This is a genomic window from Paraburkholderia aromaticivorans (assembly GCF_002278075.1).
Lineage (GTDB): Bacteria > Pseudomonadota > Gammaproteobacteria > Burkholderiales > Burkholderiaceae > Paraburkholderia > Paraburkholderia aromaticivorans.
Window position 1 is genome coordinate 1,119,456 of the sequence record NZ_CP022990.1, and the last position, 12,817, is coordinate 1,132,272.

13 protein-coding genes and 1 pseudogene are annotated in these 12,817 nt (G+C 62.1%); 6 read left to right on the plus strand and 8 right to left on the minus strand.

Annotation, left to right across the window (positions count from 1 at the left end; translation table 11 throughout):
* Nucleotides 1–420 precede the first annotated feature (420 nt).
* Both mdeB and CJU94_RS42565 read left to right on the plus strand, forming a co-directional pair.
* Entirely contained in the window at nucleotides 421–3,090 is a 2,670-nt protein-coding gene (gene mdeB, locus CJU94_RS24750; RefSeq protein WP_095421293.1) for an alpha-ketoglutarate dehydrogenase, read from the plus strand.
* Nucleotides 3,091–3,273: 183 nt separating this feature from the next.
* Nucleotides 3,274–3,645: pseudogene (locus tag CJU94_RS42565) on the plus strand (hypothetical protein); the annotation flags it as partial.
* Here CJU94_RS42565 and CJU94_RS24760 read toward each other — a convergent pair.
* From CJU94_RS24760 to CJU94_RS24785, 6 genes are all read right to left on the minus strand, one after another.
* The gene (locus CJU94_RS24760; protein ID WP_095421294.1) at nucleotides 3,640–3,912 is read right to left on the minus strand and encodes a hypothetical protein; all 273 of its coding nucleotides are present in this window, start codon (nucleotides 3,910–3,912) and stop codon (nucleotides 3,640–3,642) included. The pseudogene CJU94_RS42565 and the gene CJU94_RS24760 overlap by 6 nt on opposite strands.
* A gap of 63 nt (nucleotides 3,913–3,975) precedes the next feature.
* The gene (locus CJU94_RS24765; protein ID WP_095421295.1) at nucleotides 3,976–4,434 is read right to left on the minus strand and encodes a DoxX family protein; all 459 of its coding nucleotides are present in this window, start codon (nucleotides 4,432–4,434) and stop codon (nucleotides 3,976–3,978) included.
* 215 nt (nucleotides 4,435–4,649) lie between these two features.
* Nucleotides 4,650–5,057, minus strand: coding sequence for a VOC family protein (locus tag CJU94_RS24770; protein ID WP_095422780.1), 408 nt, complete (start codon nucleotides 5,055–5,057; stop codon nucleotides 4,650–4,652).
* A gap of 164 nt (nucleotides 5,058–5,221) precedes the next feature.
* Nucleotides 5,222–5,686, minus strand: coding sequence for an RbsD/FucU family protein (locus CJU94_RS24775; protein ID WP_095421296.1), 465 nt, complete (start codon nucleotides 5,684–5,686; stop codon nucleotides 5,222–5,224).
* A gap of 138 nt (nucleotides 5,687–5,824) precedes the next feature.
* The gene (locus tag CJU94_RS42570; protein WP_244221066.1) at nucleotides 5,825–6,256 is read right to left on the minus strand and encodes a hypothetical protein; all 432 of its coding nucleotides are present in this window, start codon (nucleotides 6,254–6,256) and stop codon (nucleotides 5,825–5,827) included.
* Nucleotides 6,257–6,281: 25 nt separating this feature from the next.
* Entirely contained in the window at nucleotides 6,282–6,650 is a 369-nt protein-coding gene (locus CJU94_RS24785; RefSeq protein ID WP_095421297.1) for a nuclear transport factor 2 family protein, read from the minus strand.
* A 324-nt stretch (nucleotides 6,651–6,974) separates the two neighbouring features.
* Between CJU94_RS24785 and CJU94_RS24790 the strand changes: the two genes are divergently transcribed.
* From CJU94_RS24790 to flhC, 4 genes are all read left to right on the plus strand, one after another.
* Nucleotides 6,975–7,841 carry a helix-turn-helix domain-containing protein gene (locus CJU94_RS24790; RefSeq protein ID WP_244221067.1) on the plus strand — a complete coding sequence of 289 codons (867 nt, stop codon included), beginning with the start codon at nucleotides 6,975–6,977 and terminating at the stop codon, nucleotides 7,839–7,841.
* 76 nt (nucleotides 7,842–7,917) lie between these two features.
* Nucleotides 7,918–8,451 carry a GNAT family N-acetyltransferase gene (locus CJU94_RS24795; RefSeq protein ID WP_095421299.1) on the plus strand — a complete coding sequence of 178 codons (534 nt, stop codon included), beginning with the start codon at nucleotides 7,918–7,920 and terminating at the stop codon, nucleotides 8,449–8,451.
* Between the two features lie 629 nt (nucleotides 8,452–9,080).
* Nucleotides 9,081–9,401: a flagellar transcriptional regulator FlhD gene (gene flhD, locus CJU94_RS24800; RefSeq protein ID WP_028194930.1), complete on the plus strand. Its 321-nt coding sequence runs from the start codon at nucleotides 9,081–9,083 to the stop codon at nucleotides 9,399–9,401.
* Between the two features lie 14 nt (nucleotides 9,402–9,415).
* Complete coding sequence (gene flhC / locus CJU94_RS24805) at nucleotides 9,416–9,985, plus strand: flagellar transcriptional regulator FlhC (RefSeq protein WP_007177883.1); 570 nt, start codon at nucleotides 9,416–9,418, stop codon at nucleotides 9,983–9,985.
* 130 nt (nucleotides 9,986–10,115) lie between these two features.
* Here flhC and CJU94_RS24810 read toward each other — a convergent pair whose 3' ends face one another.
* Together CJU94_RS24810 and CJU94_RS24815 are read right to left on the minus strand one after the other, a co-directional pair.
* Nucleotides 10,116–11,444 carry an Nramp family divalent metal transporter gene (locus tag CJU94_RS24810; protein WP_095421300.1) on the minus strand — a complete coding sequence of 443 codons (1,329 nt, stop codon included), beginning with the start codon at nucleotides 11,442–11,444 and terminating at the stop codon, nucleotides 10,116–10,118.
* A gap of 60 nt (nucleotides 11,445–11,504) precedes the next feature.
* Nucleotides 11,505–12,707, minus strand: coding sequence for an acyl-CoA dehydrogenase family protein (locus CJU94_RS24815; RefSeq protein WP_095421301.1), 1,203 nt, complete (start codon nucleotides 12,705–12,707; stop codon nucleotides 11,505–11,507).
* Nucleotides 12,708–12,817: the final 110 nt, after the last annotated feature.

Consider the following 12,817-nt stretch of genomic DNA (forward strand, 5'->3'; position numbering starts at 1 on the left):
CGCGTTCAGCGCTGCCCTTGCGCCCAATCACTCTGCAATCCTCCGGGTTTCTTCCGATCGATTGCCTCGAATAATTTTGAAGAGTGGTCCATCACCGTGCGCCCCATCTCGCCCGGCACCGGGGGCGAGGCGACACGTTCGAACCGTTCGCTGCTGCTTCCGCTTCATGGATAGCGTTCCGTGTGAAACATACACGTCAAGGCGAGCCAATTTCGCATCACTTAAAATTTTGCACAAACGTATTTCTCTTTTATTTTTGTTTTCTAGTTTAGTTTACAACGAATTTAAAGTTCGTCTTCGCCACGTCGAACGAAAGCACCTTTCTTTCCGGGAACTCTACAATCGACATTGAATGCTGGTGTGCTCCAGGTCGTTTCGCCACACACACCAGACGAATCCCTGGCTTCGGAGGAAGACACAATGTTGAACAAAAAGAGAGTGACGCAGCATGACGTACAGACCATCGGACCCGACCCCGACCCGGAAGAAACAAGAGAATGGCTGGACGCTCTGGACGGCGTTCTCGGTGCGGTAGGGCCGGACAGAGCGCTGTATCTTCTGCAGCGACTTGCGGCGCACGCCGACGAGTCTGGCGTTGCGTCCTACGCGCACCCTTACCAGCTCTATCGCAACACCATTAGTACCGAAGAAGAGCCCGCGTATCCCGGCGACATCGAGATGGAAAAGCGGATCACCTCCATTGTCCGCTGGAACGCGCTGGCCATGGTGGTGCGAGCGAACGTGGCATACGGCGAGCTCGGCGGCCACGTCGCCAGCTATGCGTCCGCAGCGGAGATTTTCGAGCTCGGATTCAATCATTTCTTCCGCGCCGACGACGGTTCATCGAAGGGAGACCTCGTCTATTTCCAGGCTCACTCGGCTCCCGGCGTTTACTCACGGGCGTATCTGGAGGGCCACCTGAGCGAGGCACATCTGGCCAACTACCGGCAGGAGATCAGCGGGACCGGGCTCTGTTCGTATCCCCATCCGTGGTTGATGCCCGATTTCTGGCAGTTCCCAACCGGATCCATGGGCATTGGGCCGATCAACTCGATTTATCAGGCAAGGTTTCTGCGGTATCTGGAGCATCGGGGACTTGCGAAAACGTCATACCGGCACGTCTGGGGCGTCTTCGGAGACGGCGAGATGGACGAGCCCGAGTCGCTTGCCGCGTTATCTCTCGCCGCCAGAGAGCGGCTCGATAATCTCACGTTCATCATCAATTGCAACCTGCAGCGACTCGATGGACCTGTGCGCGGAAACGGGCAGATCATCCAGGAGCTCGAGGCAACCTTCTCCGGCGCCGGCTGGAATGTCATCAAGGTCTTATGGGGCGCGGACTGGGACGACCTTTTCGCTCGCGATACCCATCACGCACTGCTGAGGCGATTTGCGGAAACAGTGGATGGCCAGTATCAAACGCTGGGCGCCAACAGCGGCGAATACAATCTGTCGAACTTCTTCGGCATGGACGAAGAGCTGCGATCTCTCGTGTCAGGGATGACCCCTGCGCAGATCGACGGTCTCACGCGTGGCGGCCATGACTTCAGAAAGCTCCATGCCGCGTTCGCCGCGGCGCGGGAACACAAAGGGCGCCCTACCGTCATTCTCGCCAAAACCAAAAAGGGCTATGGCATGGGCAGCATTGGCGAGTCCAGAAACACCTCTCATCAGCAGAAGAAGCTCGATGAAGAAACCCTGCTTCGGTTTCGCGATCGTTTCAAGCTGCCTCTGGATGACAAAGGCGCCTCTGAAATGCAGTTCATCAAACCGTCTGACGATAGTCCGGAGATGCGCTACCTTAAGGCTCGCCGGCAATCTCTCGGTGGATATTTGCCACGGCGACGCTCGGACGCGGCGGTAGTCGAGATTCCGCCGTTGCCGAGTTATGCCCAATTCGCCCTCGCTCCTGACAATCGGGAGATCTCCACGACAACCGCGGCTGTCCGATTGTTTTCGAATCTTCTCAAGGACAAGCAATTGGGTCCAAGAATCGTTCCCATCGTTGCAGATGAGGCGAGAACATTCGGGATGGCGAACCTTTTCCGGCAGATAGGCATTTACTCGCCCGATGGTCAGTTGTATGAGCCGGAAGACGCGGCTTCCATGATGTATTACAAGGAGTGCATAGACGGGCAGCTCCTGGAAGAAGGCATTACCGAGGCAGGGGCATTATCCTCGTGGATAGCGGCTGGCACGGCGTACAGCGTCAGCGGAATTGCGATGCTCCCTTTTTACATCTACTACTCCATGTTCGGATTCCAGCGCGTGGGCGACCTGATCTGGGCGGCAGCAGATCAGCGGGCGCGGGGGTTTCTCATTGGCGCAACCTCCGGCCGGACCACGCTTGGCGGCGAAGGACTGCAGCATCAGGACGGAACCAGTCACCTGATAGCGGCAACCGTGCCGAACTGCAGAGCCTACGATCCTGCGTTTTCAAGCGAACTGGCCATTATTGTCGACCATGGTCTGCGCCGCATGCTCGAACAGCAGGTCGATGAGTTCTATTACCTGACCGTCACCAACGAGAACTATGCGCACAATGCGGTGGCCACCGAACAGCAGGACAATGTGATCAAGGGTATGTACCGTTACTCCGGCAACGCCGGCGCCGCGGTTCGGCTCCTTGGATCCGGGGCAATCTTGAGAGAAGTGATCGCGGCTGCCGATATTCTCAATACGGTTTGGGGTGTTTCAACCGAAGTCTGGAGCGTCACCAGTTTTTCCGAGCTGGCGCGCGACGCGCGGGAGGTCGAGCGGCTTTCCATTCTCGCCGGTTCGAGCAACGTGCACGAGTCCGGGCGCCCCATCAGCCACGTCGCGGCATGTCTGCCCGGCCATGCTCCGATTGTCGTGGCGACCGACTACGTGCGGGCCGTACCACAGTCGATTGCATCGTATGTGAGCGCCCCGTTGATTGCCCTCGGAACCGACGGGTTCGGTCGCAGCGATACTCGGGACGCGCTGCGGAGCTTTTTCGAAGTAGACCGGGAGCATATTGTTCTGGCGGCGCTTGCCGTGGCCGCTCCAGACAAGCATGGACAGGCGGTTCATCAACGCAGCGCTGGCGCCGCGCCATGGCAACGCTAGCCATGGAAAGCCACGCGATACGTTAGCCGACTCGTGCGGTTACGCTTCGCACCGACGGCGCACCGCACGGTGCGCCGTTTTTGTTTGCGCCGGCTTTACGCCACGTGTTGCCGGCGGCATCCGCACTTCACGCCGCCGCGAAACAGGGTGCGCTACAGCGGCCCTACGATGTAACGCATGAACTTGTCCAACTTCGGCGTGCGGGTGCCGATGATCGCGGGCGCGATCACCGCCGGGCTCGGCTACGGCCTGTTGCATTTCGTCGATGCCGGCACGCCGCTCATCGGCCTGATGCTGCCGTTTCTGCTGATTCCGTCGGGCATGGGCCTCGCGGTGCGGGCGATGACGACAGCCGTGCTGGCCTCGACCGATGCGACCCGCGCCGGCACGGCGTCCGCCGGGCGCTCTATGGTGCACGCAAAAAAAAACGACCCCCGCGATGCTTACGCATGGCGGGGGTTGACCGCACGCGGCCTGCCGACCGTGATGCGCGCCGGGCCGGGAACGGCAAGCGGCGATGCCTTGCCCGCCGCAGCCACGCAGACTCGCTTATAGCGGTGCCTCCTGAATCACGCCCGTCTCGATAGCGCGCTCGATCAGGCCTTCGTTTTGCGCTTTGGCGATCGCGTCGGCGAGCAGTTTTTGCGGCTCCTCGATCTCTGCCTTGATCGTGCTGATGATTCCGGATGCGTCCAGAACCACCAGGGTTTTTGCCGAATCGGCCAGACTGATGATCACCCGATGCGGCGTGGGTCCTTCACCCAGACTCGCACACAGTTGCGTAACCTTGCCGCCAATGGTTTGCTCGAAACTTTGAATCATTACTTGCTCCCTGGGTTACAGCCGGAATCGAAAGCGACGCGCCCAGCCTGACTCACCGCCGCGTCAAAGACCAAGTCCACCGCGTGGCGAGCGTCCGCCGAGCGAGCCCGCCCCGGAACGTTCGCCGTCGATGCTGATACGCCCCGCGCCAGTCACGAACAGCAGCAGGAAACCGCCGGCAATGCCGATGTTTTTCCAGAAATGGATCACCATGTCGCGTTGCAAGGCGGCGTCGGTGACATTCCAGAAATCGTGGCCGAGGACCGCCGTGGCCACCGTGTACACCGCCATGACGAGCGCGAGCGGACGCACCTTGAAGCCGACGATCAGCAGCAGACCGCCGAGCGCCTCGACGGCGACGGCGATCGGCGCGGCGATCTGCACGAACGGCACGCCCTTCGAATGCAGGTAGCCGACGAAGCCCGCATAGCCCAGCAGTTTCATCACGCCGCCCCACAGGAACAGCACGGCAAGGGCAATACGCGCGATGAGAATAACGCCGGAATCGACGGGACGCGACATGGAGGGGCTCCTGTAGATGAATAAGCAGCAGACCCGGCCAGGCGGCGGCAGTTCCCCGCATTGCACCTGAAAATATGTGCATCTCCCGACTTTTCCAAGCTCGGGCCAGGGTGCGCGGACGCGGACCGCGCCGCATGCCGGAACGGAAAACGGTGCCTGAGCGGGCCGCCGCCCCGCCACGGCAGTTCATACGGCTTGCGCTAGCGCCGACGCATTCAAGCCGGCGGGTATGTCGCGACTTCGATCAGATTGCCGTCCGGATCGCGGCAATAGACCGAAATCATCTTGCCGCGTGCGCCGTCGCGCTCCACGGGGCCGGCCTCGATGTCGACGCCTTGAGCGAGCCAATGCGCGTTGACCTCGGCCGGGCTCGCGGTCGCGACGAAACACAGGTCCGCGCTGCCAGGCACAGGCGCGCGGCCCGTCAACCACGCCTCGGTGTCGGCGCCGGCCGGCCGCAGATTGATCTTCTGATTGCCGTAGGTCATCGCCACCCGCGTGCCGGTGCGCGACTCGAACTCGGTGCGCCGCATGCCGAGCATGCGCGCGTACCAGGCGGCGCTGGTTTCCACGTCGGCTACGTTCAGCACGAGATGATCGAGATTCTCTACAGAAAAGCTCATGGGTTTCGTCACCGTGATGTGATCCGATGCCATTGCGCCGGATCGGGTGGATCGCCGTCAGCCGCTGGGCAAAACACCGGCACTCGCGCGATTTTCACGCATGCCTGCCGGCACCCGGCAGGCGTCGCCGCGCGAGTGCGGCGGCCGTGGCACGGGCCTGAAACTTACGACTGAGGCGCGTCCGGCGCGAGCAGAACGCCCTTCGTGAACACGAAGCAACCATAGCCGCGCGCTTCGCCGGTGGCGATCACGCAATAGGCTTTGCGCGCCCGCTCATAAAACGCAAACCGCTCGATCGACGCGAACGGCACATCGCGCCCTTCCGCTGCATTCACCTCGGTCTGTGCTTCACGCTGCACCGAGGGTATCGTATGCGGCTCGCCCACCACCTCCATGCGCGACGCCGGATGCTCGATGAACGTATCGAGCGGCATCACCGAAAGCACCGCGCGAACCGCGCGCGGCGCGTTGACGCCGTCGAGGCACAACACCTTGCCGAGCACGCTCTCGCGCGCCACCGAGTCGCCCGGAAAATTGGCGTCGCAAATCACGAGTTCGTCGCCGTGGCCCATCGAGCGTAGCGCATGCAGTATGTCGGCATTGAGCAGCGGATCCAGATTCTTCAGCACGGTGTCTCCTTGTGGTCCGATTGTGTTCGGTTGTGTTCGGTTGTGTTCGGTTGCCCGGTTGTCCGGTTGTGTCCGGTTGGCCTTACCGGCGCCTGGGCGCCGGCCTGACGATGGCCTCAGATGCGCGAAGCACTCGGCTCATGCCCGCGTTCGGGTCGAGCCCAAGCGGCAGGCTCGGCTCGACGAAGACGGGCCAGCGCTTCGAATCGCCTTCCAGCGGACGATTGTAGCAAGCAACGTTGCGCACATCCCTGGAGGGTAGCGCGCGGCGGCCGCACGCCGAGTCGGCGGCCTGGTGACCGCCCGGTCGGCCCGGTCAGCCCGCGCGGCGGGGAGAGCCGCCCCGCCGCCGCAGTGCCAGCGCAACCAGCCGACTAGCGCCAGCAGCACCAGGCCCGCGCCGGCCAGCACCGGCTCGCGCCAGCCCAGCAAGGCGATGAACATGAATGCACGCGCACCGGCGAGCAGCGCAAATCCAGCGATCGCGCAGGACAGCGAGTGGACTGCGCTCGCGAAGCGCGCGGTCGCGATGGCGGGTTGGGAATGCGTGGCGACAGCGGGCACGTGCATGGTCGTCTCCGTCAGAAAGCCATGCTCAGAGGCCGCCCGGCACCTGATCGAGAAAGCCGGTAACGGCCTGCAAGCGCCCTTGCGGATCGACCACGCCGAAGTCCGATCCCTTCACGATCACCTCATTGGCCGGCGTAACCAGTTCCCAGGAAAAACGCAGGCGGTTCGCAAAACCGTCAACCTCGCCCGTGCGCCGAAACGTGTGATGCGCAAAGCGCTCATGCACCGCGCGGATCATCGCGTCGATGCCGTCGTGGCCCGCGCCGGCCAGCAGCGGGTCGCGGTAGTCGGCGTCGGCGCTCCATGTCGCGGCGATCAACTCGCGACGGCGCGCGCCATCGGCTTCGTTCCATGCGTCGAAATAGCGGTCGATCAGATCGGTGTGCGCGTTCATTTCAAGACTCCTGGTTGGCATGACTGAGCACTACGCCTCGCAGACACATTTGTTTGCAGCGGGCTCGGAATAAAGCTTGACGGGCGAAGCGCGGCGCGTCGATTACGTGGGAGGTAAGCAAGTCCGAGCGCATCTCGTCGTGCGCCGGCGCTTTTCATGGGCTGCTGCGATTCGTCGATTTGGCGGGTCACTGCCTGTGGTCGTTCTTTCCGGAATGGCGTAGGCGTGGCCGGAGGGCGAGCGGGCAGGGTCACAGGGTATCCCGGGCATTCCTTTACCTCGCAGGTAATGGATTGCCCGCGAGGTTTGGCTATTATCGGAGGCATGAACACACTCTCTCTTGCGCAAACCGTCCCGTCGCATGCACCCGCGGCCAGTCGCACGGTCGGCGATCTGCTGCGGGAATGGCGCCAGCGCCGAAGAATGAGCCAGTTGCTGCTCGCAGCGGAAGCCGACATCTCCACCCGCCATTTGAGCTTTGTCGAATCCGGGCGTGCGGTGCCGAGCCGGGAAATGGTCATGCATCTTGCCGAACGGCTCGACGTGCCGCTGCGCGCGCGCAATGCACTGCTGGTTGCGGCAGGTTACGCGCCGCTGTTCCGGGAACGTCCGTTAACGGATCCGCAGCTGGCCGCTGCACGGGAGGCCGTCGAGCTGGTGCTGAAGGGACACGAACCTTACCCGGCGCTCGCCATCGACCGCCACTGGACCATCCTCGCCGCGAACAGCGCGCTTGCGCCTCTGCTGAGCGGCGCCACTCCTGAACTGCTTAAGCCGCCGGTCAACGCGCTGCGTCTGAGTCTGCATCCGGAGGGCATCGCGGCATCCATCGTGAACTGGCATGCATGGCGCGAGCACATCCTGGCGCGACTGCAGCGGCAAATCGACGTGAGCGGCGACAACACGCTGAGCGCGTTGCGCGAGGAGCTGGCCGGCTATCCCGCGCCGCCCGGCGCGGATGCGGCCGAGCCCGACAATGCCGCCATGAACCAGATTGCGGTCCCGCTGCGGCTGCGCACGCCGATCGGCGTGCTATCGTTTTTCAGCACGACCACGGTATTCGGCACGCCGGTGGACGTGACACTCTCCGAGCTCGCAATCGAGGCATTCTTCCCCGCCGACCCGCAAACCGCGGCCACCTTGCGCGAGTTCGACGAGAGCCAGCGTAGCGGGACGGCACACCGGTCCTAGCCGACGTTGTCACGCGGACCGCGTGTCCCGCGTTGCGCCCTTAATCTGTCAAACGCGTGCCTCCACGGAGAAACAGTTGAACGAAAACGCTGTGCTCGTACGACAACTCGGTCCCAACGACCGGAACGACTACTTCCAGCTGCGCCTGCGCGGCCTGAAAGCACATCCTGATTCATTCGGTCAGAGTTACGAGGACGCACTCGCTAAAGGTGCGTCGCAGCACGATGCGCTATTGGAAGGCTCGCGGGCGGCCGAAGGCGACTTCTTGCTCGGCGCTTACGCAGCGGCTCAAACACCGTTGATCGGGGTGGTCGGACTGATCCGGGACCCGAGCGACAAACAGCGCCATAAGGCCGCGGTGGTCGGCATGTATGTCGCGCCGGAGGCTGCGGGCCGCGGCGTCGGGCGCGCGTTGCTCGACGAATTGCTGAGCAGGGCTTCGCGCGTGGACGGCCTGCGGCAAATCCAGTTACGGGTCGGCAGCCGCAATGAAGCCGCGAGAAGGCTCTATGAGTCGCTCGGTTTTCGCCAATATGGCTGTGAGATCGGGGCGTTGAACGTTGGTGGCGTGTTTCATGACGCCGATCTGATGGCGCTGTTCCTCCAATAGTTGTAACGAGGCGGCCGCCCACAACGCCCTCGCCGCTGCCCGCGCCTGCGGCCCACATATTCAGCCCCGCCGCGGATCACGCCCCTCGCCGGCCACAAAACTTACACAAGAAGTTACAAATCGGGCCTCCTTTGTAACTAGGGCACCAACAACCTGTTACACCTCTGGTTTGTCCCTAAAGCATAGTCCGTAAGTGGTATTTATTACCCTTAAATGGTCACGCTTTCTATCTCCTTTCTGTTAAGAGCGGGAATTGTGCTGCGGCATCCCGCCTTCTTCCTATGTTCAGATGAATAAGCGAAACGCCCGCTTCACAAGGGTTTTCATGGATCAGACAAAAAATTGCGGCAGCGAAAAATTGCCGATGCATCGCGTATTACACACGCGTGAAAGAGTTACCGAAAATTGATGTATCTTTTTGAGACATTTTTTTGAGAAGGGATTGATTTCTTCTTTTACCCTTCATACAATTCGTCCCAAGCTGTTACGAAATGTAACGCGATGTATCAAAAGGTCGCCAGCTGTATCAGGTGGTGACAGTAGCCGGAGGACAACGTTTCCGGTGAGGCACAAAAGACATAACGGCAAAAAATGCCGAATCGTAATTCGGGGCTTCGGAAACAGAGAAAATGGACCGTAGCAGCGAGACGCTGGATTCAATCCGCGAGATCAACTTGTCTTACATCATGCTCGCGCAACGTATGTTGCGTGAGGACAAACCGGTCGGCATGTTCCGGCTGGGACTGTCGTCGGAACTGGCCGATTTGCTTGCCGGGCTGTCGCTCGCGCAGATCGTCAAGCTGGCCGCTTCCGATCAGCTTTTGTGTTTCTTCCGCTTCAACGACCACTCCATGTTGTCGGCGTTGACGCAAACGACGAAGCACGCGGCCGTTGCACCGACTCACGCGGCGATCCTGCTTGCAGGCCAGCCTGCTGAACAGTTCGCTTGACCGGGGTGACTGCGATGCTTAAGCGTAGCCTGACGGAAGACGCACAAGAAGTATTCCGTGCCATCGCGCTGATCGAACTCGGCGCGCGCATGCAGGTGCTCGAGAGTGAACTGACGCTCTCGCGCGACCGCATGATTCGCCTGTACCGCGAGGTCAAGGGGGTATCGCCGCCCAAGGGCATGCTGCCCTTTTCGGCCGACTGGTACATGACGTGGCTGGCGAACATCCACGCGTCGTTGTTCTACAACACGTACCTGTTCCTGAAGAACGAAGCGCGCTGCTCGCATCTGGACGCGCTGACCAAGGGGTATCGGCTGTATCTGGAACATTGCCAGCACAGCGAGACCGAACCGGTGCTGGACCTGACGCGTGCGTGGACGCTGGTGCGTTTCTTCGACGCCGACATTCTGCAATTGACCAAATGCTGCCGTTGCACCGGCAAGTTCGTGGCGCACAAACACGATCTGCAACACAACGTGGTGTGTGGCGCATGCCAGCCGCCGTCGCGTGCCGGCAAGACGAAGAAAGCCGCCGCTGCCCGCCAGGAAGCGCTCGAAGCAGCACAGATCGCGCAAGCTGCCTGAGCTGAAACGACTCTGACTCGATGAGGGCTGGTCCGGCCCGACTCGAACCGAAGCCTGAAACAGAAAGTCCGCCTCCGCGCGGACTTCTTTTTTTGCTCCAATCGCACCGCCAAGGCGGCGCGAGACCGCGTCAACCCACCAAGCCCACGGTTTGCACCACCAGCCAAAGATTCGCCGCACTGATCACCGCGAACAGCGTCCAAGCGACGCACCGGGTCAGCAGCGTGTTGGCGAACTCGCCCATCAGCGAACGGTCGCTCGTCATGCGGATCAGCGGATAGAGCGCGAACGGCAATTGCAGACTCAGCACGACCTGGCTTGCGACCAGCAGCTTGCCGACGGCGCCGTTGCCCATCATCTGCACGCCGATCAGCGCGGGGATCAAAGCGAGTGCGCGCGTAATGAAGCGCCGCTGCCAGCAGGGAATTTTCAGCTTCAGGAAGCCTTCCATGATGACCTGCCCCGCCACCGTGCCGGTAAAGGTCGAGCTTTGTCCCGAGGCAAGCAAGGTCACGGCGAACAACACCGCCGCGAAACCGGTGCCGACGATAGGCGCGAGCAGCTTGTAAGCGTCCTCGATTTCGGTGACCTGGTTGTGGCCCGTGGCATGGAACGCAGCGGCGGCAAGAATCAGGATTGCCATGTTGATCAGCAGCGCGAGCAGCAACGACACGATCGTGTCGATGCGCGACATGCCGATCGCCGACCTGATGCTGGCGGAATCGCGCTTCACCGCGCGCGTCTGCACGATCGACGAGTGCAGATAGAGGTTATGCGGCATGACCGTCGCGCCGAGAATGCCGATTGCGAGGTACATAGGCTCGCGCGAACTCAACGCCTGCCACGACGGCATCAACCCCTGCGCGACCGACGGCCAATGCGGCTGCACGAGCGCGAGCTCGATGATGTATCCAACGCCGATCGTCGCGATCAGGCCGAGCATGATCGCTTCTAGATCGCGAAAATTCTTGCCCTTCAGTCCGAGCACGATCAGCGTATCGAACGCGGTCAGCAGCACGCCGGTGGTCAGCGAGCATTTGAAGAGCAGATGGAAAGCGAGCGCACCGCCGAGCACTTCGGCCAGATCGCAGGCCACGATCGACAGTTCCGCCAGCAGCCATTGAAAGCGCGCCACGGCCGGCGAATAGCGCGTTCGCGACAATTCGGCGAGGTCGCGGCCGGTAGCAATGCCAAGTCGCATGCTCAGACATTGCAGCGCCATCGCCGCGAGACTCGACAGCATGACGACGAACAACAGGCTGTAGCCGTAGCGCGAACCGGCTTCGATGTCGGTGGCCCAGTTGCCCGGGTCCATATAGCCGATTGACACCAGCAGGCCGGGCCCCGCGAATTGCAGAATCTTCTTCCAGAACGGCGCGCCTTGCGTGACGGCCACCGAGCCCTGCACTTCGGATGGACAAAACGGCGCCGTTGCCGTGGTCGGTAGTTTGAACTGCAATCCGGGAGCCTCTTGAAGGGGATACAACACGGCGCATCGTACAGGCCGCCGCGAACCGCCTCAAGTGTACAAAGAAACCTCCGGCAGCGCGCCGGTGAGCGCGTAGCGGCCGACGTCGCGCACGCGATAGTCGAGCGGATCATGCAGCGTATGCACGCGAGCGTTGCGCCAGAACCGGTCGAGCGCGAGCGGCGCGTGCGTGGCGCGCGCGCCACAGGCGTCGAAGAGTTGCCCGCTGACCTCGAGCGCGGCACGGTGCGCGACGATCTTCGCCTCCGAGGTGGCGAGCGCGACCTGTGCGCGAGCTTCCGCGGAAAGCGCCGGACCTTGTTGCCAGGCGTCCTCGATCAACCAGGCAGCGCGCGCGCTCAGCGCTTCGGCGCTCACCGCTTGCACGCGCATCTCGCCGAAGCGCTGGATCAGGTAGGGATCGTCGGTGGCTTTGTCGACACCGGAATAGATCCACGCCTTGCCGTGCCGCGCGACGTAGGCACGCGCTTCGTCGAGCGCGCCTTGCGCGATGCCCACGAACAGGTTGGTCAGCACCAGTTGCGAGATCAGCGTGCGCAAACTGGCGTACGGCGTGTCGGGCCGCACCATCACTTCCTGCGGCTCGAGCTTGACGCGCGCGAAGGACACGCTGCCGCTATCGGTCTGCCGCTGGCCGATCGGATTCCAGTCTTCGTGAACCGTGATCCCTTCACGCGTGGTCGGCACGACGCCGAACACCGGATTGCCGGTGAGCGGATCCTGCGCGGAAACCGTCATCATCTGCGAGCCGCGCGTGCCTGAACAAAAGCCCTTCTGGCCATCGAGCAGGTAGCCGCCGTCGCCGGTTGCGTTCGCAACGAGTCGCGTGTCGAGCGGGTTGACGGCGTTGCCCCACCACCATCGATTTTCGACGGTGCCGCCCAGATAGCGGGCACGTTGTTCAGGATTACCCCAAACATTGACGCTGACCACCTGCAGGCACGTGAAGCCCAACAGATGCGCGAGCGCGCTGTCCACTTGCGCGATCTTGCGAATCGTGTCGTAGATGTCCGGCCAACGCGCGCCGAGGCCGCCGAATTCGCGCGGCACCGCGAGCGTGAGCAGCCCCGCGTCGGCGATCCATTGTTTTTCCTGCGCGGCGTGGCCGCCGTCGAGATCGCGCTGCGCGGCACTGGCGTGCAGCGCGTCGAAGAGACTCGCGAGATCGCGCACCGCGGGCGCGGCGGATGCCGGAGGCGTTTGTAACGCGTCGGCATGACGAAGGTCGTTCATGGATGTCCACGTGAAAAGTTTTTCGGCGAGCGGCAGCAGGCAGAACGCCTGTAGCGCTCAATGCAATAGCTAGCATGATAGGCGGTGATGCCGGCGGCGCAAACACGCGC